This is a genomic window from Streptococcus oralis subsp. oralis (assembly GCF_002096595.1).
Taxonomy (GTDB): Bacteria; Bacillota; Bacilli; order Lactobacillales; family Streptococcaceae; genus Streptococcus; species Streptococcus oralis_D.
In genome coordinates this window covers 675,474-701,976 of sequence record NZ_NCUR01000010.1, presented here as the reverse complement: position 1 = coordinate 701,976, position 26,503 = coordinate 675,474, and the positions used below count along the sequence as shown (strand labels likewise).

General features: G+C 40.1%; 23 protein-coding genes and 3 riboswitches. Of the genes, 22 read left to right on the top strand and 1 reads right to left on the bottom strand.

The genetic code is table 11. The features are described 5' to 3' along the window. From B7714_RS07845 to thiE, 19 genes are all read left to right on the top strand, one after another. Complete coding sequence (locus tag B7714_RS07845; RefSeq protein WP_084860159.1) at window positions 1-1,059, top strand: UDP-N-acetylglucosamine--N-acetylmuramyl-(pentapeptide) pyrophosphoryl-undecaprenol N-acetylglucosamine transferase; 1,059 nt, start codon at window positions 1-3, stop codon at window positions 1,057-1,059. A 9-nt stretch (window positions 1,060-1,068) separates the two neighbouring features. Further along, the gene (locus B7714_RS07840; protein WP_084860158.1) at window positions 1,069-2,220 is read left to right on the top strand and encodes a cell division protein FtsQ/DivIB; all 1,152 of its coding nucleotides are present in this window, start codon (window positions 1,069-1,071) and stop codon (window positions 2,218-2,220) included. A gap of 245 nt (window positions 2,221-2,465) precedes the next feature. Further along, a complete protein-coding gene (gene pyrF, locus B7714_RS07835) occupies window positions 2,466-3,167 on the top strand; it encodes an orotidine-5'-phosphate decarboxylase (RefSeq protein WP_084860157.1) in 702 nt (233 codons plus the stop codon). 33 nt (window positions 3,168-3,200) lie between these two features. Beyond that, window positions 3,201-3,830, top strand: a complete 630-nt coding sequence (pyrE, locus tag B7714_RS07830; protein ID WP_084860156.1) for an orotate phosphoribosyltransferase — start codon at window positions 3,201-3,203, stop codon at window positions 3,828-3,830. Between the two features lie 109 nt (window positions 3,831-3,939). After that, complete coding sequence (locus B7714_RS07825; RefSeq protein ID WP_049489839.1) at window positions 3,940-7,206, top strand: helicase-related protein; 3,267 nt, start codon at window positions 3,940-3,942, stop codon at window positions 7,204-7,206. Continuing rightward, entirely contained in the window at window positions 7,190-7,864 is a 675-nt protein-coding gene (locus tag B7714_RS07820; RefSeq protein WP_049489840.1) for a DUF4391 domain-containing protein, read from the top strand. Before B7714_RS07825 ends, B7714_RS07820 begins: the two co-directional genes overlap by 17 nt. A 56-nt stretch (window positions 7,865-7,920) precedes the next feature. Beyond that, entirely contained in the window at window positions 7,921-9,825 is a 1,905-nt protein-coding gene (locus B7714_RS07815; RefSeq protein ID WP_084860155.1) for a site-specific DNA-methyltransferase, read from the top strand. 3 nt (window positions 9,826-9,828) lie between these two features. Further along, window positions 9,829-10,221: a hypothetical protein gene (locus B7714_RS07810; protein WP_084860154.1), complete on the top strand. Its 393-nt coding sequence runs from the start codon at window positions 9,829-9,831 to the stop codon at window positions 10,219-10,221. A gap of 11 nt (window positions 10,222-10,232) precedes the next feature. Next, the gene (locus B7714_RS07805; RefSeq protein ID WP_227945877.1) at window positions 10,233-10,733 is read left to right on the top strand and encodes a TIR domain-containing protein; all 501 of its coding nucleotides are present in this window, start codon (window positions 10,233-10,235) and stop codon (window positions 10,731-10,733) included. Window positions 10,734-10,871: 138 nt separating this feature from the next. Next, window positions 10,872-13,946 (top strand): type III restriction-modification system endonuclease, encoded by a 3,075-nt coding sequence (locus B7714_RS07800; protein WP_084860152.1) that lies wholly within the window; start codon window positions 10,872-10,874, stop codon window positions 13,944-13,946. A 326-nt stretch (window positions 13,947-14,272) separates the two neighbouring features. Then, window positions 14,273-15,409, top strand: a complete 1,137-nt coding sequence (lctO, locus tag B7714_RS07795; RefSeq protein ID WP_084860151.1) for an L-lactate oxidase — start codon at window positions 14,273-14,275, stop codon at window positions 15,407-15,409. A gap of 148 nt (window positions 15,410-15,557) precedes the next feature. Next, a riboswitch (TPP riboswitch) is annotated at window positions 15,558-15,646 on the top strand. Window positions 15,647-15,865: 219 nt separating this feature from the next. Further along, entirely contained in the window at window positions 15,866-16,534 is a 669-nt protein-coding gene (locus tag B7714_RS07790; RefSeq protein ID WP_084860150.1) for a TenA family protein, read from the top strand. Between the two features lie 123 nt (window positions 16,535-16,657). Then, window positions 16,658-16,746, top strand: a riboswitch (TPP riboswitch). A gap of 159 nt (window positions 16,747-16,905) precedes the next feature. Next, a complete protein-coding gene (locus B7714_RS07785; protein WP_084860149.1) occupies window positions 16,906-17,466 on the top strand; it encodes an ECF transporter S component in 561 nt (186 codons plus the stop codon). Beyond that, entirely contained in the window at window positions 17,467-18,852 is a 1,386-nt protein-coding gene (locus B7714_RS07780; RefSeq protein ID WP_084860148.1) for an ATP-binding cassette domain-containing protein, read from the top strand. Between the two features lies 1 nt (window position 18,853). Next, the gene (locus tag B7714_RS07775) at window positions 18,854-19,504 is read left to right on the top strand and encodes an energy-coupling factor transporter transmembrane component T (protein WP_000598424.1); all 651 of its coding nucleotides are present in this window, start codon (window positions 18,854-18,856) and stop codon (window positions 19,502-19,504) included. 10 nt (window positions 19,505-19,514) lie between these two features. After that, complete coding sequence (gene tenA / locus B7714_RS07770; protein ID WP_000397185.1) at window positions 19,515-20,195, top strand: thiaminase II; 681 nt, start codon at window positions 19,515-19,517, stop codon at window positions 20,193-20,195. Between the two features lie 15 nt (window positions 20,196-20,210). After that, window positions 20,211-20,735, top strand: coding sequence for an energy coupling factor transporter S component ThiW (gene thiW / locus B7714_RS07765; RefSeq protein ID WP_001244055.1), 525 nt, complete (start codon window positions 20,211-20,213; stop codon window positions 20,733-20,735). Continuing rightward, complete coding sequence (gene thiM / locus B7714_RS07760) at window positions 20,735-21,538, top strand: hydroxyethylthiazole kinase (protein WP_084860147.1); 804 nt, start codon at window positions 20,735-20,737, stop codon at window positions 21,536-21,538. The genes thiW and thiM overlap by 1 nt, the downstream gene beginning before the upstream one ends. Continuing rightward, window positions 21,531-22,163 carry a thiamine phosphate synthase gene (thiE, locus tag B7714_RS07755; protein WP_084860146.1) on the top strand — a complete coding sequence of 211 codons (633 nt, stop codon included), beginning with the start codon at window positions 21,531-21,533 and terminating at the stop codon, window positions 22,161-22,163. Before thiM ends, thiE begins: the two co-directional genes overlap by 8 nt. A gap of 47 nt (window positions 22,164-22,210) precedes the next feature. Here the strand turns inward: thiE and thiD are convergent, their stop codons facing one another. Then, complete coding sequence (gene thiD / locus B7714_RS07750; protein WP_084860145.1) at window positions 22,211-23,002, bottom strand: bifunctional hydroxymethylpyrimidine kinase/phosphomethylpyrimidine kinase; 792 nt, start codon at window positions 23,000-23,002, stop codon at window positions 22,211-22,213. 83 nt (window positions 23,003-23,085) lie between these two features. Continuing rightward, a riboswitch (TPP riboswitch) is annotated at window positions 23,086-23,184 on the bottom strand. Window positions 23,185-23,367: 183 nt separating this feature from the next. Here thiD and B7714_RS07745 point away from each other — a divergent pair. From B7714_RS07745 to B7714_RS07735, 3 genes are read left to right on the top strand one after another with little or no spacing between them, the layout of a single operon-like run. Further along, window positions 23,368-23,763 carry a CopY/TcrY family copper transport repressor gene (locus B7714_RS07745; protein ID WP_084860144.1) on the top strand — a complete coding sequence of 132 codons (396 nt, stop codon included), beginning with the start codon at window positions 23,368-23,370 and terminating at the stop codon, window positions 23,761-23,763. A gap of 10 nt (window positions 23,764-23,773) precedes the next feature. Further along, on the top strand, window positions 23,774-24,145 hold the full coding sequence (locus B7714_RS07740) for a cupredoxin domain-containing protein (protein ID WP_000935056.1): 372 nt from the start codon (window positions 23,774-23,776) through the stop codon (window positions 24,143-24,145). A gap of 9 nt (window positions 24,146-24,154) precedes the next feature. Then, window positions 24,155-26,377: a heavy metal translocating P-type ATPase gene (locus B7714_RS07735; protein WP_084860143.1), complete on the top strand. Its 2,223-nt coding sequence runs from the start codon at window positions 24,155-24,157 to the stop codon at window positions 26,375-26,377. Window positions 26,378-26,503: the final 126 nt, after the last annotated feature.

The window sequence follows — 26,503 nt, the reverse complement described above, 5'->3', positions numbered from 1 at the left end:
ATGAAAAAAATTGTCTTTACAGGTGGGGGAACGGTTGGACATGTCACCCTCAATCTTTTGTTAATGCCTAAGTTCATCGAAGACGGCTGGGAAGTTCACTACATTGGTGATAAACACGGAATCGAACACCAAGAAATCCTCAAGTCAGGTTTGAATGTGACCTTCCACTCCATTGCGACTGGGAAGTTGCGTCGCTATTTCTCTTGGCAAAATATGCTGGATGTCTTCAAAGTTGGTTGGGGAATTGTCCAATCGCTCTTTATCATGTTACGACTGCGTCCACAGGCTCTTTTTTCTAAGGGAGGATTTGTCTCTGTACCGCCGGTTATCGCAGCGCGAGTGTCAGGAGTGCCAGTCTTTATTCATGAATCTGACCTTTCTATGGGCTTGGCCAATAAAATTGCCTATAAATTTGCGACCAAGATGTATTCAACCTTTGAGCAGGCTGCTGGCCTCGCAAAAGTCGAGCATGTGGGGGCAGTGACCAAGGTTTCAAACCAAAAAACTTCAGAACCCGATGAATTGGTGGATATCCAAACCCACTTTGATCCTAAATTGCCAACGGTATTGTTTGTCGGAGGTTCTGCAGGAGCTCGTGTTTTTAACCAACTGGTAACAGACCAACAGAAAGAACTGACAGAGCGCTACAATATTATCAATTTAACTGGGGATTCAAACCTCAATGAGTTGAGTCAAAATCTCTTTCGTGTTGATTATGTGACGGATCTCTATCAACCTTTGATGGAGATGGCAGATGTCGTGGTAACGCGTGGCGGTGCCAATACGATTTTTGAGCTCTTGGCCATGGCGAAACTCCATCTCATCGTACCATTGGGTCGTGAAGCAAGTCGAGGAGACCAAATTGAAAATGCTGCCTATTTTGTTAAAAAGGGCTATGCAGCGGAACTCCAAGAGACAGAATTGACCTTGGAAAGCTTGGAGGAGAAAATCAGTCACCTGCTTAGTCATAAGGATCAATACCAAGCTAGTATGAGGGCTTCAACTGAATTGAAATCTCTTGATGATTTTTATGCCCTACTAAGAAAAGACTTATCATAAGGAAAACCAATGTCAAAGGATAAGAAAAAAGAATCAAACCCTAAGAAAGAATTGTCTGAATGGCAGAAACGAAACCAGGAATACCTGAAGAAGAAGGCTGAGGAAGAAGCTGCCCTAGCTGAAGAGAAGGAAAAGGAAAAACAAGCTCGAATGGGGAAAAACTCTAAGTCGTTAGAGGAAAGTAAGAAGTCATCAAGTGATTCCGACCAGAACGAAACTGTTCCAGACGAAGAATCATCCGAAAAAGAAGAGAAATCTAAAAAGGATGATCCTAAAGTCAAAGAAGAAAAGAAGAAGAAAAAAGAAAAACCAGAGAAACCAGCCAAGCCTAAAATTGCGCCTGTTCATATTTGGCGAGCTGTGAGTATCTTGGTACCCAGTGTCCTGGTCCTCCTTCTTTCAGTCTATTTGTTGACCCCGCTGTCGACCATCAAAAATATCGATGTTAAGGGAAATAGTAACACGCAGGCGGATGACATCAAACAGGCTTCTGGAATTCAAGATAGTGACTATACCTTAGCCCTATTGTTGGATAAGGAAACATACGCTGAGCGAATCAAGTCGAATCATTGGATAGAGTCGGCGAAGATTGACTATCAATTTCCGACTAACTTTACGATTGAGGTTAAGGAATTTGATATTGTCGGTTATTATGTGTCTGGTGAAGAGTATTATCCAATTCTTTCTAGTGGTACAGTAGAGTCAACTCCTGTAAATCGCTTAAACTTGCCTGAGACTTATCTGACAGTTACCTTTAATGACGAGCAACAGGTGAAAGAACTGATCACAGGATTGTCTACTATTAGTGAGGATATCAAGAGTCAAATCCAGAAAATCGAATTAGCGCCAAGCAAGGCAACAGCAGATCTTTTAAAAATTACTATGCTGGACACAGATGAGGTTTTGGTTCCCCTGTCAGAATTGAGCAAGAAATTGCCTTATTACAGCAAAATCAAGCCACAGTTAGCAGAACCGAGTGTGGTCGATATGGAGGCTGGAGCATACAGCTATACCATAGCGGATAAGCTGATAGAAGAAGCAGAAGAAAAAGCCAAGCAAGAGGCAAAGGAAGCTGAGAAGAAAAAACAGGAAGAAGAAAAGAAAAAACAAGAAGAACAGGGAAATCAAAACCAAACGAGCCAGCAATCACAGAGTCGTTAGACTAACTTTTCCTCTTGATTTTGAATGGTATAGAAGTCCAGTTTCGAGTTTTTGCTTGACAAGTCCTAGTATAAATAATAGAATAGAAAAAAACCTTTAAAGCAGTCCAGAGAGGCAGCTAAGGTTAGACGGTGAAAGGGTGGACTCTACCCATTTTTCGTGGAACCTTGCTGTTGGCAGGTTCCTTTTTTCGTGGTTTATTTTTGACCATACTCTCTTGCTCGTAAAGGTAAAAGGAGAAAGGTATGCGTGAACATCGTCCAGTTATTGCTCTTGATTTTCCTAGTTTTGAGGCGGTCAAGGAATTTTTATCTCTTTTCCCAGCAGAAGAAAGTCTTTATCTAAAAGTAGGGATGGAGCTTTATTATGCGGAAGGTCCAGAAGTTGTCCGTTATTTGAAGTCACTGGGGCATAGTGTCTTTCTGGACCTCAAGCTACATGACATTCCCAATACAGTTAAATCGGCTATGAAGGTCTTATCTCAGCTTGGTGTAGACATGACCAATGTTCATGCTGCTGGTGGTGTGGAGATGATGAAGGCTGCGCGTGAAGGTCTAGGGACACAAGCCAAATTGATCGCTGTGACCCAGCTTACATCAACGTCGGAAAGCCAGATGCAGGATTTTCAAAATATCCAAACCAGCCTGCAAGAGTCTGTGATTCACTATGCCAAGAAGACAGCTGAAGCGGGCTTGGATGGTGTCGTTTGCTCAGCTCAGGAAGTCAAGCTTATCAAAGAAGCAACAAGCAAAGATTTTATCTGTTTGACACCGGGAATTCGTCCAGCGGGAGCTGCGGTAGGAGACCAAAAACGCGTCATGACACCAGCGGACGCCTATCAAATCGGTAGTGACTATATCGTAGTGGGACGTCCCATTACCCAAGCTGAAGATCCTGTTACAGCTTATCATGCTATCAAGGATGAATGGAACCAAGACAGAAATTAAAGAAATAGATTATAAAAACAAAAGGAGAATACTATGACACTTGCTAAAGATATCGCTAGCCACCTCTTGAAAATCCAAGCCGTTTACCTCAAACCAGAGGAGCCTTTCACTTGGGCATCTGGTATCAAATCGCCGATTTATACTGACAACCGTGTGACGCTTGCCTATCCAGAAACTCGTACCTTGATTGAAAATGGTTTTGTGGAAGCTATTAAAGCAGAATTTCCAGAAGTAGAAGTGATTGCAGGAACTGCGACAGCAGGAATTCCACACGGAGCTATCATCGCTGACAAGATGAACTTGCCTTTTGCCTACATCCGTAGCAAACCAAAAGACCACGGTGCAGGAAACCAAATCGAAGGCCGAGTAGCTCAGGGGCAAAAGATGGTTGTTGTTGAAGACCTCATTTCAACGGGTGGCTCTGTTCTTGAAGCCGTAGCAGCTGCTAAACGCGAAGGAGCCGATGTTCTTGGTGTCGTAGCAATCTTCAGTTATCAATTGCCAAAAGCAGATAAGAACTTTGCGGATGCTGATGTGAAATTGGTGACACTTTCTAACTACAGTGAACTGATCCACCTAGCCCAAGAAGAAGGTTACATCACGCCAGAAGGACTCGACCTCCTAAAACGCTTTAAAGAAGACCAAGAAAATTGGCAAGGATAATAAAATAACTAAGGCTTGTAAGAAATAGCAAGCCTCTTTTTCATTTTTATGATAGAATTATATTGATAGCGTTTTTACAAAAAAATAAGTGTGATTGAAGAAGGTTAGGATGGAAATTGATAATCGTAGTATTCGTTTAGGAGATGAATTAAAGAAAGAAATAAAACCTGGAAGCAAGGTCAAAATTGCAGCAGCGACTTTTTCGATGTTTGCCTTTCAACAGTTAAAGGAAGAACTTGAAACGATCGAGGAGTTGAAATTTATCTTTACAAATCCAACCTTTGTGACTGATGAGACGAGAGTTGGATATCGTGAATATACGATCCCCAAAAAAGAGCGAGAGCAGTCTATTTTTGGAGGACGTTATGAACTGAAGTTAATGAATGAATTAACTCAAAAAGCAATCGCTAGAGAATGTGCAGACTGGATCAGGAAAAAGGCACGTTTTAAATCTATAAACATTGAAACCGATGAGATGCCAAATGGTATGCGGATAGAAACGGATGATGATACTGTCGCTGTGGATCGACTCAAAAACTTTGATCGAAAAGAATTGGGCTATGATTCTTCTTTGTTCAAAACCACACGGCATATCTACCATGCTCCATTGAGTTTATCCTATCTAGATGAATTTGATAGTTTCTGGCAAGATGATGAGTATTTTCGTGATGTGACAGAAGAATTCTTAGAAACTCTCAATTTAGCTCACAAAGAGCATTCCCCTGAATTCCTCTACTATGTATTGCTCTTTAATCTCTTTAGTGAGTTTCTAGAGAATCTCAACGATGACTATACGCCAAATGAACAGGTTGGCTATAAAAATACCAAGTTGTGGAATCTTCTTTATGATTTCCAACAAGATGCGGTAAAATCAATCATTTCAAAACTTGAAAAGTATAACGGCTGTATTTTAGCAGATTCGGTGGGGTTAGGAAAGACCTTTACAGCTTTAGCGGTCATGACCTACTATGCCTATCGTGGGAAACGAATTTTAGTCTTGTGTCCGAAAAAGTTAGAAAACAACTGGAACATGTACCGACATGACTATGTCAACAACCCGATTTATGATCGTCATCTCATTTACGATGTTTTATATCATACTGATCTAAGTCGAGATAAAGGGACTTCTAATGGAATAGACCTTGCCCTTAATAAATGGGAAAATTATGACTTAGTGGTTATTGATGAGTCTCATAATTTCCGTAATGGTGGATCCAGTGAAAGTGATCAAGCGGAGGGACGTGAAAATCGTTACAGCCGATTAATGAATCGAATTATCAAATCAGGTGTTCCTACTAAGGTACTGATGTTATCAGCCACTCCAGTTAATAATCGCTTTAATGATCTAAAAAATCAAATCGCTTTAGCCTATGAAGGGGATGTAGAGCAAATAGATGGAAAATTAGATACACAGTCGTCCATTAATGATATTTTTCGGAATGCTCAGTTGGCCTATAACAAATGGGCAGATTTACCAGCTGAAGAGCGAACGACAGATAAACTATTATCGACTTTAGACTTTGATTTCTTTAAAGTTCTGGATAGTGTGACGATTGCTCGTAGTCGTAAACACATCCGAGAATTTTATGATCGAAAAGCAATTGGAGATTTTCCAGAACGTCTGAAACCAAGAAACTTTGAACCTGATTTGACAGTGTCTGATCTAGATGTGACCTATAAAAAGTTATACCAGTTGTTAGATCAGCTACAGTTAACTATTTACCAACCTTCACTTTATATCTATCCCTCAAAGCGTGATAAATACGAAATAACATTATCAGGGAATAAAGCCAATCTGACTCAACTGGGTCGTGAGTCGGGCATGAAAAAGCTGATGATGATCAATCTGCTTAAACGCTTGGAAAGTTCTGTGGCAGCTTTTCGTTATACCCTAATCGATGTCGTTAAATCATATGTAGATGAGACTTTAAAAGCTATTTCAACATATGAGCGAACAGGTTTAGATGATTTATCTGGAGTGCCCGTTTTAAATGAAGATGATTTTGATTTAGAAGATAGCAACTTAGATGTCTTTATCGGGAAGAAGAATAGAATAGCTTTGAAAGATATGGACTATCGCAGTTGGAAATTGGAGTTAGAGAAAGATCAAGCAATTTTGCTGGAATTAGAAGAACTGATCGATCAAATCACTCCTGCAGAAGATAAAAAATTGCAAACACTCTATCAGCTGATTGACGAAAAAATGACTCATCCAATCAATGAAGGCAACAAAAAACTCATTATCTTTTCTGCCTTTGCGACGACCACTAATTATCTCTATAAACATATTAGCCAATATGTACTAGATAAATACGGACTTCATACGGCACAGATTTCTGGTACAAAAGGATTTGAAACAACGCTAAAAACGAACCATCGAGACCTCAATTCCCTTTTGACTTATTTTTCACCACAATCAAAAGATAGGAATCTCCTATTTCCGGATGATCAAAGAGAGATTGATGTCTTGATTGCAACAGATGTTATTTCTGAAGGACAAAACCTGCAGGATGCAGACATGATGGTCAATTACGATATTCATTGGAATCCTGTTCGGATCATTCAACGTTTTGGACGTGTGGATCGGATAGGGAGTAAAAATAAGTTTATTCAGCTTGTAAACTTTTGGCCCAATATTGAGTTAGATGAATACATCGATCTTAAATCTCGTGTTGAATCACGTATGAAAATATCCGTCCTCACATCTACCGCAGATGATAACGTTCTTTCTAGTGAAGAGATAGAAGATAATAACTATCGTAAGAAACAACTAGAGCGTCTTAGAAATGAAGTTGTCGATTTAGAAGAGATGAGTGAAGGGATATCCATCATGGATCTAGGATTGGAAGACTACCGAATGGATCTTCTGAAGTATCTCGAAAGCCATCCTGAATTGGAAAAAGTACCAAAAGGTCTGCAAGCCATCTTGTCAGTTGAGAATAAGGAAGCAGAAGGAGCAATCTTTGTTTTAAAAAATAAAGACGAACTTAGAGGTAAGAATCAGAAGAATCAACTTCATCCATATTATATCCTCTATGTAAATAGTGCAGGAGATTTGGTGGTTTCTCCGGAAGAGAGCAAAAAGATTTTAGATCTATTGGGAAGTCTATGTCGTGGCAAGACGCAACCATTGCAATCTCTGGTGAATCAGTATAACCGTCAAACAAAAGACGGGAAAGAGATGTCTGGATATTCCAAGCTATTACAGCAGGCTATTGAACAACTGATGGAACAGGATCATCTGTCTACCATGGATGCACTTTTCAATTTTGGAACGGTTAATTTGATGAATACCGGCATTGAGGGGATGGATGACTTTGAACTTATTTGTTTCTTTGCCCTGCTAAAAGGAGAAAGTTATGATACAGTTTCCTGATTATACTTGTTTGCCAACTCCTCATGTGCTCTACAGACCCCATAAAAAGGGCAATCGTGATTTTTTTGATAACCTAGCTCTGAGCAAACAGGAAAAGCAAGAATTACGAGATCAGATTCAACTCATTCAGATTACCCACCAAATAGATTTGCAAACGACGAATATTCCTGTGGGAAACATCGTTAAGCAGATCTTAGTCTTAGAAATTCACCTTAATCATCAAGAGTTTACAACCAGTTTGCTAGAAAAACTAGATGAACGACTTGGTCTTTATACAGTCTTTATTCTTAAGTTTCCTTTGGGAAAGGAAGAGCTCTTGATTCATTACAAGGAAGCTCTGGCACAAGAAAAAGATGGAAGACATTTCAAAATTGTCCGTTGTTTCCGTACACAAGAGGATTGCCAGATCCAATTTGAAGGCAATGACTTAGATCAAGTTTATGAAATGCTGATTAAGGAAACAGGGAAAGACCAGCTTCAAAGTAAGTTGGGAGATAACTTGAAAGAATCGGTTGAACTGACTGAACAGCTAGAAAAGCTGGAAAAGCAAGCTCAACGTCTTAAGAAACAAATGTATACAGAAAAATCGATGAGAAAGCAGATGGAAGTAAAGAAAGACTACCAGGCAGTTCTTAAACAAATCCAAGAATTAGAATAAGGATTACTTGTATACTATAGACAAGTACACAGAAACCATTATAAGAAAGGTTACATATGACAGAACAATACAAAGGTGAACATACCGGCCTCTATCTTTTAAAAGTAGGCTCCAGAGATGTTTTCACAGATAATATTTCAAAAATTGGCCAACTCTTTCCAGAAGTTTTAACAGAAAAAAGAGATAAACACGGAAGACTTCGCCCTGCAATTGACTTTGAGAAACTGAAACAGTTTTTATCAGAGGAAATTGTTGATGGAAGGGAGTCCTATGACTTTACCTGGGTTGGAAAGCGTGAAGCCATCGCAGAAGCTGGACGACCTACTACCAAAACCTTACGACCAGACCTTGATGAGAGTGTTGACTTTGATAAGAGTGAAAATATCTTTATCACTGGGGATAACTTAGAAGTCTTGAAAATCTTACAAGAATCCTATCTCGGAAAAATCGATATGATTTATATCGATCCACCTTATAATACAGGGAAAGACTTTGTATATTCTGATAAGTTCCAAAAAACAGATGAAGAGTTGAAGGAAGATATGGAGCTTTTGGATGAAGAAGGACGCCAAGTTATTGGTTTACGACCAAATGAAAAGACTTCGGCTCGCTATCACTCAGACTGGCTAAATATGATGTATCCACGCCTTCGTCTAGCGCGTAACCTCCTCAAGGATTCAGGTGTCATCTTTATTTCCATAGATGATAATGAACAAGCGAACCTAAAAGTTATGTGTGATGAGATATTTGGGGAGGAGAATTTTGTTGCTAATGTAATTTGGCAGTCTAGGACATCGATCTCAAATGATGGTGAAATATCATGGAATCATAACCATAACTTAATTTATTCCAAAAATCGATCGAACCTAATTTTTGGTGGTGATGATATTGATAAAAATGGATATTCAAATCCGGACAATGATCCTAGAGGGCCATGGAAGTTAGTGCCGCTTGATGCTAATCATATTGGAGGAGACACAGTTTATCCGATATTGAATCCCTATACAGGTGAGGAGTACTATCCACCAAATGGAAGAATTTGGGCATATAATAGAGAGACAATGTCTAAATTGATGGAAGAGGGGAGAATCAAATTTGGTGTTAATGATACTTCTGCTCCAAAACGAAAATTATACTATGAAGAAAGAATTTCAAAGGGAGACAAAAAAACACCTAGCTCTTTATTTTTAGATGTTGGTACTACTAAAACCGGAACTTCAGAAATTATGAATTTATTTGATGGTCAAAAAGTATTTGATTATCCTAAACCAGTAGAATTGATAAAAAAATTCAGTAAATATGGGACTTTAGGTGGGGAATTAATCTTAGACTTTTTTGGTGGTTCTGCTACGACAGCTGATGCAGTCATGCAACTGAATGCGGAAGATGGAGGCAACCGTAAGTTTATCTTGTGTACTTTAGATGAGGAAGTAGCTGAAAAGTCTGCTGCGAAAGAAGCTGGATATGAAACTATCGATCAGATTTCGCGTGAGCGGATTCGTCGTGCTGCTGCAAAGATTCAGGAAGAACACCCAGAGTTGGTTGGCAAGCAAGACTTTGGTTTTAAAGCTTACAAACTAGACTCTTCAAATTTCAAGGATGTTTTAGCTCGACCAGATCAATTCATCCAAGGGGAACTTTTTGATAGTGTATCCAATATCAAGGAAGGACGTTCTGGACTTGATTTGCTCTTCCAAGTTATGTTGACATGGGGAATGGAATTATCCTTAGCGATTGATTTGAAGAATGTAGCAGGAGCAGAAGTCTATGATGTAGATCAGGGTTCCCTTATGGCCTGCTTTGAAGATGATATATCGGAAGAAGTCATCCGATACATTGCGCAAGAACAACCACTCCGTGCTGTTTTCCGTGATAGCTCATTTGCCAATTCAGCAGATAAAATTAACGTAAGTGAAATATTTAAGGAATTATCACCTAATACGAAAGTGAAGGTAGTGTAGACTATGAGTGAACACAAAGTAAAACATTTAGAGATGATACAAGCTATCATTGAACGGATGGGTAAGAATTCTTTTGTCGTTAAAGGATGGTCGTTCACTTCCATAGGTGCCTTATTTGCATTTTGGTTTAGTAATACTAGTATGTGGTATATACTTCTTTTAATTTTGTTTGTAACTATATTGTTTTGGTTTCATGATGCTTATTACTTGTTACTAGAACGACAGTATAGATGTTTATACGATGAAGTAAGATTAAGTGATAAAGAAACAGATTTTAGAATGACTCCAAAAAGAGAAGAGGGAGATCTTCTGATAACACTTTTTCGTCCAATTTTAAAGTATACCTATGGTTTAATAGTTATTTCTACATTGATTCTTATAGTTGTTGTTAGATAAGTGAGGGAATTATGAAAAGACAAGTATTTTTTAGCTTCCATTATGGCAATGATAACTGGCGAGCATCTCAAGTTAGAAATATGGGTATAGTATCAGGTGATTCTACTTTTTCTGATAATGATTGGGAAGAAGTAAAATTAAAATCTGATGCAATGATAAAATTTTGGATAGATAGTCAAATGGCAAAGCGTTCATGTGTGGTTGTTTTGATTGGTGAGAAGACTGCTGAACGTAAATGGATCAACTATGAAATTAAAAAAGCGATTGAGTTGAATAAAGGTATAGTAGGAATATATATTCATAATTTAAAGGATAGATTTGGAAACCAAAGTAATCAAGGAAGAAATCCATTTGATAATTTTGTATTATCTCGAACTGGCAAATCGTTATCAAGTTATGTCCGATGCTATAATTCTCCATTCTCTACTTCAAAGTTTGTTTATGAAGATATTCAAAGTAAAATGGAAGAATTAATAGAGTGCGCTATTGCACATAAACCATCTACATGGTAGCTAAGATTATTAGTAATAAACTAAATAGGAAATATCAAAGAGATATATTAATTAAGATTCACGATATTTGAAATAATTTAATTAAGTGATTGTGCTTTATAATTACTGGAAAAAGATAAGAATTGAAGAAAATAAATTATGAAACTACAATTTAAAGAACAACAATTTCAATTGGATGCGGTTAGTGCCATTGCAGACATATTTCAAGGGCAGAACAAGCAAACTGGAATCAGGTATATGGCTGATCCAGGTCGTCAAAAGTCAGATGAGGTGGATTTGGTATTGGATGCTTATCGAAATGCTCCGATTCAATTGGACCAGGAAGCTATTCGAAGCAATGTTCATGCCGTACAAACTCGTTTGGGATTACGACCTTCTGAAATCCTTTCGGTCGATATGGTAGCAGATCGTCCAGCCTACAATTTTTCTATAGAGATGGAGACAGGAACGGGGAAAACCTATACCTATATCCGTACCATTATGGAGCTAAATAAACGCTATGGCTGGCTCAAGTTTATTATTGTTGTTCCGAGTGTTGCTATACGTGAAGGGGTTCTCAAGTCTTTACAGATTATGACAAGTCACTTCCAGATGGAATATGGGAAGCAACCACGCTATTTTGTCTATGACTCCTCCCGTCTAGGAGATCTAGATAGTTTTGCTAACTCGTCGGACCTCCAAATCATGGTCATCAACTCCCAGGCTTTTAATGCCAAAGGGAAAGATGCCAGACGGATCCATGCAGAGCAGGAAAGTTTTCGCTGGCGTCGTCCAATTGACGTATTAGCAGCCATGAACCCAATCATGATTATCGACGAGCCCCAGTCTGTTGAAGGTAAGCAGACCAAAGAACGACTAAAAGACTTTAAGCCTCTCTTTACCCTTCGATATTCGGCTACTCATAAAGAAAAGTATGACATGGTTTATCGATTGGATGCCATGGATGCCTATAATCAAAAATTGGTTAAGAAAATTGCGGTGAAGGCTATCGAACAAGCTGGAACAACTGGGACACAAGGTTATCTGTATTTGCAAGAACTCCTTCCTCAGAAATCTGGTTCTCCAAAGGCTAAGATAGAGTTCGAGGTAAGAACTCAGTCGGGCGTAAAACGTAAAACAAGGATAATTGAAGAACCTTTTGACCTTTATGCTGAATCGGGTAATCTGTCTTCCTATCAAGGTATGACATTGAGTCAATTTAACGCAAGAGACAATAAAATCCAAGTCGGAGCGACGCAGGAATTATATGTTGGAGAGGTCATGGGTGAAGTGGATGAGTCGAGTATGCGGAGAATTCAAATTCGTGAGACCATTAAGAGTCACCTAGAGAAAGAAAGTAGACTTTATAATCGTGGAATTAAGGTTCTTTCTCTTTTCTTCATTGATGAGGTTGCAAAATATAAGCAATATGATGCACAAAATGATCCTCACAATGGGGAGTATGCTCAAATCTTTGAAAATGAGTATGAAAGTCAAGTTAGACAATTCTTACAGACTCAAGAACCCTCTTCTTATTATCGTTATTTGGAATCTCATCTTGATGGCAATGCAGTTCATGCGGGTTACTTTTCAGTTGATAAAGTGAAAAAGTCAGATAAGACGGTATTTGTGGATTACAAATCTGCTAGTGAAAAGAAAAGCAATTCATCAAATGATAAAGATGCCTATGATTTGATCATGAAAGATAAGGAACGTTTGTTGAGTTTCGAGGAACCAGTACGCTTTCTATTCTCGCATTCAGCCTTAAAAGAAGGTTGGGATAATCCCAATGTTTTTCAAATCTGTACTTTAAAGAAGTCATCAGCAGAGACACGGAAACGACAAGAGATTGGCCGTGGGATGCGTTTGGCCGTGGATCAAGATGGTGTACGTCAAGATTCGGAACTTTTAAAGAGTGAAGTCCATGAAATCAACAAATTGACTATCATTGCAAATGAAAGCTATGATCAATTTGCGCGTGGGCTACAAGCAGAGTTGAAAGAGTTGTTAGCTGATCGTCCTGTAAAAGTTGATGTTGCCTTATTTGAAAATAAAGTAATCGAAAACGAAGCAGGAGAAAAGGTTAGAATCACCAAAGAGCAGGCAGAGTCCATTCAGTTTGATTTGATTAGTCAGGGATATATTGATAAGAAAGGTCAACTGACTGCAAATTATTTTACTGCCAAGGAAAATAATCTGTTGAACTTATCAGATACACTTCCAGGATATGAGAAACAAGTTGTTGAAGTCCTAGAAAGTATTTACCAACCTGGAAAATATGAGATTGAAAATGCAAACAATACAACGGTACAGTTCTCTAATGAAGTGAATAAAGAAAATATTGCTCGAAAAGAATTCTTGTCACTTTGGAATCAGATTAATCGTAAAACAGCTTATCAAGTTACTTTTGATGATACTGAGCTAATAGAGGAGTCTGTTGCTTATATTAATGAGAAGCTAGTGGTTAGTCAACCAGTGTACAATATTACCCAAGCCAGTGCAGATCAAATGACAAAAGAAGGTTTGAAACTAGATGTTGGAGAAAATGCTCGTTCTCAGGAGTATGTCGAAAATAGTCAAATTACAACTCAGTATGATTTGTTAGGAGAAGTAGCAGATCATACAGGTCTAACTCGTAAAGTAGTAGCAGAAATTTTGAGTAAGATTCAAGTTGATAAGTTTGAAAAGTTCAAACAAAACCCAGAAGAATTTATTTTAAAAGTATCGAAGTTGATTAATGAACAAAAAGCAGCTCAAATTATCAAGCATATTCAATACAATATTTTAGAAGATGAATATGGTATGGATTTATTCTATGATAATGCAGAAACTGCGAAACTTTCAGATGAGCATTTGCTAGAATCGAAAAAAGGTATTTATAACTATGTAAAGGTTGATTCAGATATCGAGCGTAAGTTTAAAGAATCCTTGGAACAGTATGAAGATGTTCGTGTGTATGTGAAACTACCTGGAAAATTTCGTATTTCTACACCTCTTGGTGATTACAACCCTGACTGGGCAATAGCCTTTCGTGAAGGAAGTGTAAAACATATTTACTTTGTGGCAGAGACTAAAGGATCGATGTCTAGTCTTCAGCTGAAACAATCTGAAAAAGAAAAGATCGAGTGTGCAAAAGTGCATTTTAGAGCATTAATTGAAGCTGGTCTGATTAGTGATCAATATATTTATGGCGTTGTTTCTAGTTATGAAGAGTTGCTGGGTTTAGTGAAATAGTATGATGATTTCTCGATAATAATTTACTATGTGAAAGTATTTTGTTCAATAATTCCAATAGTAGTTTTATTAGATAGATTATAAAACATAAAAAATCAGGTAGTCACTAGGATTATCTGATTTTTTATATGTGGGCAATAAAACAAAGGTTTCTAAAGGTAAGATGAATATAGGATAATGGTAGAATGAGAGTCCTCTCTTTTTTGGTGCATATTCAGATAATCAGTTTGAAATCTCCAGACAAAATTTTTGAAAGGATTCTGAAAAAGAGGTAAGATAATTTATGAAAGAAAAAGTAAACGCTTACTTAATAAGGAGGACACTTTATGTCATATAAAACAAGCAATGCAGAAGGACCTGTAGATTTTATTAACACTTATGATTTGGAGGCAATGGCGCAACAAGTCATTCCTAAAGCTGCCTTTGGTTATATCGCTAGTGGAGCAGAGGATACTTTCACTTTACGCGAGAACATCCGTGCCTTTAACCACAAACTTATTGTTCCTCATACGCTTTGTGATGTTGAAAATCCAAGTACAGAGATTGAATTTGCAGGTGAAAAATTATCTTCACCAATTATTATGGCACCTGTTGCGGCTCATAAATTGGCAAATGAGCAGGGGGAAGTAGCTACTGCGCGTGGTGTGCATGAATTTGGTTCTCTCTATACAACTAGTTCCTACTCTACCGTTGACCTTCCAGAAATTACGGAAGCTCTTCAAGGAACACCTCATTGGTTCCAATTTTACTTTAGTAAGGATGATGGAATTAACCGCCATATCATGGACCGTGTGAAGGCTGAAGGCTACAAAGCGATTGTCTTGACGGCAGATGCAACTGTAGGGGGGAATCGTGAGGTCGATAAGCGCAATGGTTTTGTCTTCCCAGTTGGCATGCCGATTGTTGAGGAATACCTGCCAGAAGGTGCTGGAAAATCCATGGACTTTGTTTACAAATCAGCTAAACAACGCTTGTCTCCACGTGATGTCGAATTTATCGCTACATACTCAGGACTTCCTGTCTATGTCAAGGGGCCTCAATGCCGTGAGGACGTTGAACGTTCGCTTGCCGCAGGTGCTTCTGGTATCTGGGTAACCAACCACGGTGGTCGCCAAATCGACGGTGGGCCAGCTGCCTTTGACTCACTTCAAGAAGTAGCAGAAGCAGTTGATAAACGTGTGCCAATTGTCTTTGACTCTGGTGTTCGTCGCGGTCAACACGTCTTTAAAGCCTTGGCTTCAGGAGCAGACTTGGTAGCTATTGGTCGCCCTGTGATCTATGGTTTGGCTCTCGGTGGTAGTGTTGGTGTGCGTCAAGTCTTTGAGCACTTGAATGCAGAATTGAAGACAGTCATGCAGTTATCTGGAACTCAGACTATTGAGGATGTCAAACATTTCAAACTCCGTCACAATCCATACAATCCATCCTTCCCAGTTGATTCACGTGATTTGAAGTTGTATTGATAAAGCAGACTGCCTCCACCTGATGTGGAGGTTTTTCTTCGTGTATAGAAAGATTAAATCGTTATCAGAAACTATATAAATATATTTTTCAGTCAAATATCTTGCTAGGGCTTTCAAATTCTGTTATACTGGTCCAGTAATTAAATAATAAAGACATTTGGGGTGCTTTAGGCTGAGATGATACCCATTGAACCTGATACAGTTAAGACTGGCGAAGGGAAATGTGAAAAGGTTTTTTTCGTATGTCGAAAGAAACTGTCAAATCTTGTAAGGTAAACTCTAATTCTCGTTTGTAATTGGAGTTTTTTTGTTTATCAAAAGAGGATAGGCTTGACCGCAAGCCTTTTGGTAGCTCTCCTCCTTGAATGCCCCACTTTTCTTTAAAAAGGTCAAGTAAAACTAGGATTTTCTTAGTATTTTGTTGATTACGAACGAGTAAAGAGAGGAAAAGTAAATATGGAAACACAAGACTATGCATTTCAGCCAGGTTTGACTGTTGGAGAATTATTAAAAAGCAGTCAGAAGGATTGGCAGGCTGCAATCAATCATCGTTTTGTTAAGGAACTTTTTGCGGGGACAATTGAGAATAAGGTCTTAAAAGACTACCTGATTCAAGATTATCATTTCTTTGATGCCTTCTTATCCATGCTGGGTGCCTGTGTAGCTCACGCAGACCAGCTTGAATCCAAACTTCGTTTTGCCAAGCAATTAGGCTTTCTTGAAGCAGATGAAGATGGTTATTTCCAAAAGGCTTTCAAAGAGTTAAAAGTAGCAGAGAATGACTATCTGGAAGTGACCTTGCACCCTGTGACAAAAGAGTTTCAGGAGCTAATGTATTCTGCTGTGGCTTCATCAGACTATGCTCATCTTTTGGTCATGCTGGTCATTGCAGAAGGTCTCTATTTAGACTGGGGTTCTAAAGATTTGGCTCTACCTGAAGCCTATATTCATTTGGAATGGATCAATCTCCACAGAGGTCCTTTCTTTGCAGAGTGGGTTCAATTTCTAGTTGATGAACTTAATCGTGTCGGGAAAAATCGAGAAGATTTGACAGAACTTCAGGAACGCTGGAATCAAGCAGTTGCTTTAGAATTAGCCTTTTTTGATATTGGTTATGAATTATAGGACAGATGCAATCCTTTGATGTAAATTAAAAGAATGAACAAACAAACTATATAAATATATTTTCCGGTCAAATATCTTGCTAGGGCTTTCAAATTCTGTTATACTGGTCCAGTAATTAAATAATAAAGACATTTGGGGTGCTTTAGGCTGAGATGATACCCATTGAACCTGATACAGTTAAGACTGGCGAAGGGAAATGTGAAAAGGTTTTTTTCGTATGTCGAAAAGAACTGTCTAATCTTGTAAGGTAAACTCTAATTCTCGTTTGTAATTGGAGTTTTTTTGTTTATCAAAAGAGGATAGGCTTGACCGCAAGCCTTTCGGTAGCTCTCCTTGAATGCCCCACTTTTCTTTAAAAAAGGAGTTTTTTTATGTTGAAAAAATGGCAATTAAAAGATGTTATCTTGCTTGCTTTCTTGTCTATCTTTTTTGGTGGCGTTTTTGTGGGTTCAGGCTATCTGTTTGATATCCTCACTCTGATTTTAGCCCCTCTTGGTTTACAGGCCTTTGCCAATGAAATCCTCTTTGGTCTCTGGTGTATGGCTGCGCCCATTGCGGCCATCTTTGTTCCAAGAGTCGGAAGTGCAACGATTGGAGAAGTGCTCGCTGCGCTTGCTGAAGTTCTTTATGGTAGCCAATTCGGTCTAGGCGCTCTTTTGTCTGGCTTGGTTCAAGGTCTGGGAAGTGAATTTGGCTTTCTTGTGACCAAGAATCGTTATGAAAGTTGGCTCTCTCTAACTGCTAATAGTATTGGGATTACCCTTTTTAGCTTTGTCTATGAATACATTAAGTTAGGTTATTACGCCTTCTCCCTTCCTTTTGTCCTGTCCTTGCTTGTGGTGCGTTTTATTTCTGTCTTTTTCTTCTGTACCATCTTGGTTCGTGCCATTGTCAAACTCTATCATCAGTTTTCAGCTGGAGGCAAGGCATAGATGGGCCTGGAATTAAGAGGGATTCAATCCCCAATCTTTTCGGAACCGATTGATTTTACTTTTCATGCGCAAGCCTTTACCTTGTTAGTTGGGAGCAGTGGTTCAGGAAAATCCAGCCTCTTTCAAGTCATTGCCCAAGTCAGTTCTCTTCCCTATAGCGGTCAAGTCCTGATAGATGGGAGCGAGGTCAGTCAGCTTTCTATCGTCGAACGTGTCCAGACGGTTGGCATTCTCTTTCAAAATCCCAATCATCAATTCACCATGGAGAACTTGTTTGAGGAGCTGATTTTTACCTTGGAAAATATTGGGCATCCCGTTCAGGAAATTGATTCTAAAATAGCAGAGGTGGTCCAGCAATGTCGCTGCAAGGCGATTTTGCACCGTCCCATTCATCACTTATCAGGTGGGGAAAAGCAAAAGGCTGCTTTGACTGTTCTCTTTGCTATGAATCCTAGGGTCTATCTCTTGGATGAGCCCTTTGCTTCTATTGACCGCAAGAGCAGGCTGGAGATATTGGAGATTCTAAAAGAGTTGGCCTCTGATGGGAAGACAGTCATCCTGTGTGACCATGATCTATCAGACTATGAAGCCTATATCGACCATATGGTGGAGCTAAGAGACGGTCAACTAAGGGAAGTGTTTCAAATTCCTTTCTCTGAGATAACACAGGTTGTTTCAAAGGAAGTTGCTTCTAGCCAAGAACTATTTCATATGGATAGTGTGACTTGTGAGCTGGATCATCGCCCCCTCTTTTCCATTGCGGATTTTACATTCTACCAAGGAATTTCCTGTATCTTGGGTGACAATGGTGTCGGGAAATCAACCCTCTTTCGCTCTATTCTTCAATTTCAAAAGTATAAAGGGCGTATTACTTGGAAGGGTTCGGTTCTCAAAAAGAAAAAGAGTCTGTATCGTGACTTGACGGGTGTTGTTCAGGAAGCTGAGAAGCAATTTATCCGAGTCAGTCTGAGAGAGGAACTGCAATTAGATAGTCCAGACTCTGAAAGAAATCAGCGAATTCTCCAAGCTTTACGATATTTTAATCTGGAGCAGGCACTTGATAAGAGTCCCTATCAATTAAGTGGTGGCCAGCAAAAGATTCTTCAGCTATTGACCATCTTGATCAGCAAGGCTTCTGTGATCTTGCTAGATGAACCATTTGCTGGTTTGGATGATAGAGCCTGCGACTACTTTTGTCAGTGGATGTTGGAGGAGAGCAATCAAGGGAGAAGTTTTTTGATCATTAGCCATCGTTTAGATCCCTTGATTTCTGTGGTCGATTATTGGATTGAGATGACTAGTGAGGGTCTCAGCCACCTTCAAGAAGTGACCATCAGCAAACCTCTCCCATCTCTGAACAATGATACTCTAGGGGAGGTGAGGTAGTATGATCAAAGTAGCAACCAAGACACCAGTTATCAGCCTCTTCTTTCTAATTTTATCCTTGGAAACATCCTTCATTCCTTCGATTGCTCTTAATCTTTCTGTAGTCGCATTTTGCATACTCTTTTTGCTCTATCACCGTCGATTTAAAATGTTGGCTTGGATGCTTGTGCTCGCCATTTTGCCATCCTTTGCTAACTACTGGGCAGTCCAGTTACATGGGGATGCTTCGCAGGCAGTGATACTTGGAACGAGGGCTTTTGTGACGGTTTGTATCGGTCTTGTCTTTGTTTCCTCTATTTCCCTAAAAGAGCTTCTTTTGTACTTAGCTCAAAAGGGGTTATCACGGTCTTGGGCTTATGCCTTGATTGTGGTATTTAATTCCTTTCCCCTTATTCAGCAGGAGATCAAGTCCCTCAAAGAAGCTTGCTTATTGCGTGGTCAAGAACTGCATGTTTGGTCTCCCCTGATTTACAGTAAGGTTCTGATGACGGTTTTTAGGTGGCGCCATCTTTACCTGAGAGCTTTGTCTGCACATGGATATGATGAGCATGCACAGTTGGAGAATCGCTATCGGACTTTTTATATTTCTAAAAAAACAAAATTAATCTACCTGCTGTTCTTTTTATTGCTTCAAACCAGTTTATTTCTATAAAGGAGTTATTATGGAATTTACAGATATTGCGATGGAATTATCCAAGGAAGCTTGGCAGGCTTCTTTTCATCATCCCTTTATTTTACAATTACAAGAGGGAAATTTAGAACCTTCTATTTTCCGCTATTATTTAATTCAGGATGCTTATTACCTGAAGTCTTTTTCAGAAGCCTATCACCTCTTGGCTGATAAGACTTCAAACGAGGAAATGAAAAGACTCTTGAAACAAAATGCTCAGAGTCTAGTGGAGGGTGAGTTGTTTATCCGCCAACAATTTTTCAAGGAATTGGAAATCAGCGATCAGGAAATGGAGCAACATCCAATCGCTCCCACCTGCTATCATTACATTTCTCACATTTATCGGCAATTTGCAGAGCCAAACTTGGGCATTGCTTTTGCAAGTTTGCTGCCTTGTCCTTGGTTATACCATGATTTGGGCAAGGCACTTAATCGCAAACCATCCCCGAATCCTCTTTATCAACAGTGGATTGAAACCTATATCACCGATGAATTAGAGCAGCAGATCAGAGAGGAGGGAGAGCTGGTCAATCAACTCTATCGCGAAAGTGATGAGACAGACAAGAAAAAAATGTTAGATGCCTTCCACATCAGTGTTCACATGGAAGCCAAGTTTTGGGAGATGGCTTACCAACACCAAACATGGACGAGTGATTTGCAGTCCTTAGAATAAGAGAAGAAATAGAAAATGAGAAACCACCAACTACAAGTTCACAAATTAACCATTTTATCCATGATGATTGCCCTTGACGTAGTTCTTACGCCCATCTTTCGAATTGAAGGGATGGCACCGATGTCCAGTGTAGTCAACATTCTTGCAGGAATCTTGATGGGGCCTGTTTATGCCTTGGTCATGGCTACAGTCACAGCCTTTATCCGTATGTCTACTCAAGGTATTCCGCCCTTGGCCCTCACAGGAGCTACTTTTGGAGCCCTCCTTGCAGGTCTCTTTTATAAGTACGGTCGAAAATTTCATTATTCTGCCCTAGGAGAAATCTTGGGAACAGGGATTATCGGTTCTATTGTTTCCTATCCTGTCATGGTTCTCTTTACGGGATCTGCGGCCAAGCTCAGCTGGTTTATCTACACTCCTCGATTTTTCGGAGCAACCTTGATCGGTACAGCCATAGCTTTTCTTGCCTTTCGATTTTTAATCAAGCAGGAATTCTTTAAAAAAGTACAAGGATATTTCTTTGGTGAAAGGATAGACTGATGCAGGAATTTACAAATCCCTTTCCTCTAACCTCCAGCTCCTTAATTCACTGCATCACCAATGAGATTTCCTGCGAGATGCTGGCCAATGGCATTTTGGCTCTGGGATCTAAACCTGTCATGGCAGATGATCCCCGTGAGGTCCTTGATTTTACCAAACAAAGTCAAGCTCTCTTCATCAATTTGGGGCATTTGTCAGCTGAGAAGGAGAAAGCAATCCGTATGGCAGCTTCTTATGCAGCTCAAGCTTGTCTCCCAATGGTAGTAGATGCGGTTGGCCTAGCAGCATCTCCCATTCGTAAGGGACTAGTTAGAGATCTTTTAGAATACAAGCCCACGGTCCTTAAAGGAAATATGTCAGAAATCCGAAGTCTTGTTGGTTTAAAACACCACGGAGTCGGGGTCGATGCTAGTGCTAAAGATCAAGAAACTGAGGATTTGCTTCAAGTCTTGAGAGACTGGTGTCAGCTTTATCCTGGCATGTCATTCTTAGTCACTGGACCCAAGGACCTCATTGTTTCGGAGAATCAGGTTGCAATATTGGGAAATGGCTGTGCAGAATTGGACTGGATAACAGGGACAGGAGACCTGGTTGGAGCCTTGACAGCCGTTTTTCTCAGTCAAGGAAAGACTGCATTTGAAGCTTCTTGCCTAGCAGTTTCTTATCTCAATATCGCTGCTGAGAGAATACTTGTTCAAGGAATGGGATTGGAAGAGTTTCGCTTTCAAACTCTCAATCAGCTCTCTCTCCTAAAAAGAGACGAAAACTGGCTAGAAGCCATCAAAGGAGACTTTTATGAATAGAAAAGTACTTAGACTGTATCTAGTAACCAATCGCTACCAAGATTCCTTGGAAAACTTTCTTGAAAAAGTCGAAACGGCCTGCCGTTCAGGTGTTACCATCATCCAACTACGAGAAAAAAACCTCACTACCAATCAATACTATCAACTGGCAAAACAAGTCAAGGAAATAACAGATGCCTACCAGGTGCCCTTGATCATTGATGATCGGTTGGATGTCTGTCTTGCAGTCGATGCAGCAGGTCTGCATATCGGCGACGATGAACTACCAGTTTCGGTTGCCCGCAAAGTCTTGGGTCCCGAAAAAATCCTCGGTGTCACTGCTAAAACAGTTAATAGAGCTCTCGAAGCAGAAACATTGGGTGCGGATTACTTGGGAACAGGAGCCATTTTCCCGACTACGACCAAAGAAAATGCACCCATTACCCTGATTTCAACCTTGAAAACAATTTGCCAAACGGTCGCCATTCCAGTAGTTGCTATCGGGGGCTTGACGTCAGAGAATATTGACCAACTTGCTGAAACTGGTATAGCAGGGGTAGCTGTAGTCCGTGATTTGATGCAGGCAGAAGATATTGAAGCAAAAGCGCATGCCTTTTTAACAAAGCTGGATGACATGATTTCCTAATCAAAAACTCTCTAATTCCCTTAAAGTAGGAACTAGAGAGTTTTTTCTTAATCTTTAAAAGTTGTATGGTTGACTGGGCCAGAACCATGTCCGAGTTGAGGAGCGTCTTGGATGGCTTTTGTGATAAAGGCCTTGGCCTTATCAACTGCCTGGTAAAGACTTCTGCCCTTGGCTAGTTCAGCCGTAATCACAGCAGCAAAGGTACATCCAGTACCATGGGTGTGACAGGTTTGAATTCTCGGACTTTCCCAGACAAATTGTTCCTCCTTGGTAAAGAGGAAATCCTTGGCACCGCCTTCCAGATGTCCACCTTTGATAACAACGGACTGAGGACCAAATTCTCTTATAATCAGGCGACCGGCACGCTGCATGTCTTCTGGGTCATGGATTGAAAAACCAACAATCTCTTCTGCCTCAGGAAGATTTGGAGTGATAATGGTTGCAAGGGGAAGCAGATTTGTTTTTAGGTAGTCTCTGGCACTAGAATCAATCAGGGTATCCCCACTCGTAGCGACCATAACAGGGTCAAGCACATAGGGACAGTCCAGCTTTTTAAGATAGGGTTGGATGATCTCCATGATCTCAGTAGTTGCCAACATCCCTGTTTTTACAGCCTGAGGCTTGATATCCGAAAAGACACTCTCCAATTGAGCTTCCAACATTTGGTTGGAGACGTGCTCGATTAGCTGAACACCTCTGGTATTTTGAGCGACAAGACTGGTCACAACGGCCATTCCATAGACATCTCTCGCTTGGAACGACTTTAAGTCAGCCATAATGCCAGCACCGCCACTAGGGTCAGTTCCTGCAATGGTTAGAGCAACGGGTAAATAAGTCATCTAAAACCTCCCAACCAACTGAAGTTTGTATTCTTAAGAACAAGCTAGTCTGTTTCAGGAAAGCAATAGAAGACAAGTAGTCCTCATTATCATTTCCACTTCCATCAGCTAGCATTACCTAGATTGAGTCAAAGGGATCTAACAGTCGTTAATCTCAGCTTTACGCACCCCTAGTGGTTGTTTTCTTTTTTCTACAGTATAGCATATTTTTATAGTTTATATAGTGAAATTTGACTGAAAATCTCTCGTTACATGATTATTATTCTATTTTTCGAAAAAATAATAAAAATTATAGTTGACAAATGTAGATTTTCGGAGTATATTAATAACTATAATCGACAAATGTAGATTTAGGAGGTGTGATTATGCAGATTTCAGATGCAGAATGGCAGGTCATGAAGATTATTTGGATGCAAGGGGAACAGACCAGTAGCGATTTGATCAGGGTTTTAGCGGAGCGGTTCGACTGGTCCAAGTCGACCATTCAAACTCTTTTGGCTCGCTTAGTAGAGAAAGAGTGTCTGACAAGGAAAAAAGAGGGCAAGTCCTTTGTTTATTCGGCCCTTTTAACTTTGGACCAAAGTCGGGATTTGCTTATTAAAGATATTAAAGACAAGGTTTGTTCTCGTAGGATTAAGAACTTGTTGGCTGATTTGATTGTGGAATGTGATTTCACTTTGGCTGACTTGGAAGACTTAGAAGCTGTGATTTCTAAGAAGAAATCAAGCGCTGTAACAGAAGTAAGATGTAATTGTATGTAAAGGAGACGTCATGTTAAATAGTATTGTAACCATTATTTGTATTGCCCTTATCGCGTTTATCTTGTTTTGGTTTTTCAAAAAGCCTGAAAAATCTGGACAAAAGGCCCAGCAAAAAAAGGGTTACCAAGAGATCCGAGTGGAAGTCATGGGGGGCTATACGCCTGAGTTGATTATTCTTAAAAAATCAGTGCCAGCCCGCATTGTCTTTGACCGCAAGGACCCTTCACCCTGTCTAGATCAGATCGTCTTTCCAGATTTTGGTGTGCATGCGGATCTTCCTATGGGTGAAGAGTATGTAGTGGAAATCACACCTGAGCAGACTGGAGAGTTTGGCTTTGCATGTGGTATGAACATGATGCACGGCAAGATGATTGTAGAGTAGGAGGAGACTATGACAGAAATTGTGAAAGCAAGCCTAGAAAATGGCATTCAAAAAATCCGTATCCGAGCTGAAAAAGGCTATCATCCAGCTCATATTCAGCTTCAAAAAGGGATTCCGGCTGAGATAACTTTTCATCGTGTGACGCCATCAAACTGTTACAAAGAAATCCTTTTTGAAGAAGAAGGTATCTTGGAACCAATCGGCGTGGACGAGGAGAAGACAATTCGTTTTACGCCTCAAGAGTTGGGGCAACATGAATTTTCATGTGGCATGAAGATGCAAAAGGGGAGTTATATCGTAGTTGAGAAGACGCGAAAATCTTTGTCACTTTTGCAACGTTTTTGGATTACCAGTATCTTTACTGTGCCGCTAGTTATTCTCATGATTGGGATGTTGACAGGGACTATCAGTCATCCAGTCATGCATTGGGGCACCTTTTTAGCCACGACGCCTATCATGCTAGTGGCCGGTGGTCCTTATATCCAGAGCGCTTGGGCCAGCTTTAAAAAACACAATGCCAACATGGATACCTTGGTGGCACTGGGAACCCTAGTAGCCTATCTCTATAGTCTAGTTGCTCTCTTTGCTGGTCTCCCTGTTTACTTTGAAAGTGCTGGATTTATCCTCTTCTTCGTTCTTTTGGGGGCGGTTTTTGAGGAAAAAATGCGAAAAAACACTTCTCAAGCTGTAGAGAAATTACTAGATTTGCAGGCTAAAACAGCAGAAGTCTTGCGTGAGGATAGCTATGTCCAAGTTCCCTTGGAGCAAGTCAAGGTAGGTGACCTGATTCGAGTGCGTCCCGGTGAAAAGATCGCGGTTGATGGTGTTGTTGTCGAAGGTGTCTCCAGTATTGATGAATCCATGGTGACAGGTGAGAGCCTGCCGGTAGACAAAACAGTTGGAGATACTGTGATTGGCTCCACTATCAATAATAGTGGAACACTGGTTTTTAAAGCAGAAAAAGTTGGTTCAGAGACTGTCTTGGCTCAGATTGTGGACTTTGTGAAGAAAGCCCAGACCAGCCGTGCACCGATTCAGGATTTGACGGATAAGATTTCAGGAATTTTTGTCCCAGCAGTTGTCATTTTAGCGATTTTGACTTTTTGGATTTGGTTTGTCTTACTTGGGGCTAGTTTTGTGACCTCTCTACTTTATGGTGTGGCAGTTTTGATTATCGCTTGCCCTTGTGCCCTAGGTCTTGCAACACCAACAGCCCTCATGGTAGGAACAGGGCGGAGTGCCAAGATGGGGGTTCTCCTAAAAAATGGAACCGTCCTACAGGAAATCCAGAAAGTCCAAACTCTCGTCTTTGATAAAACAGGAACTTTGACGGAAGGAAAACCAGTGGTCACTGATATCATTGGCGACGAGACAGAAGTACTTGGCTTAGCTGCCTCTTTGGAAGAAGCCTCTCAACACCCACTGGCTCAAGCTATTATCAAGCGAGCGAGTGAAGCAGGACTTGAGCTTCAACCTGTAGAAAATTTCCAAGCCCTACACGGAAAAGGTGTTTCAGGGCAAATCAATGGGAAACAAGTCTTGCTTGGAAATGCTAAAATGCTAGATGGCATGGATATTTCGAGCGCTTATCAGGAAAAACTAGAAGAACTGGAAAAAGAAGCTAAGACAGTTGTGTACTTGGCTGTTGACAATGAAATCAAAGGCTTGCTTGCCCTGCAAGATATTCCCAAAGAAAATGCCAAGCTTGCCATCAGTCAGCTGAAAAAACGTGGTCTCCGAACAGTGATGTTGACAGGAGATAATGCTGGAGTGGCGCGAGCTATTGCAGACCAGATTGGTATCGAAGAGGTCATTGCTGGTGTTTTGCCAGAAGAAAAAGCGCATGAAATCCATCAACTTCAACAGGCTGGTAAAGTAGCCTTTATCGGAGATGGTATCAATGATGCGCCAGCCCTTAGTGTAGCGGATGTGGGGATTGCCATGGGCGCAGGAACTGATATTGCTATTGAGTCGGCAGGGATTGTTCTTACTCACAATGATTTGACAGGAGTGGTTCGTGCCTTTGATATGAGCAAGAGAACCTTCAATCGAATTCTTCTCAACCTCTTCTGGGCCTTTATCTACAATGTTATCGGAATTCCGATTGCAGCAGGAGTCTTTTCAGGTATTGGTTTGGTGCTCAACCCAGAACTGGCTGGTCTAGCCATGGCTTTTAGTTCTGTATCTGTTTTGATTAGTTCACTCATGCTAAACGTTACTAAGATAGACTAAGAAGCGGGCTTGCTCGCTTTTTATTATAAAACAGATTCTAAAAACGTTTTCAAACTGTACTGTAATAGAGAATAAAAACTTCTGAGCACATTCTTAGGAGACCCAAAACAAATGTGGTAAAGTAGT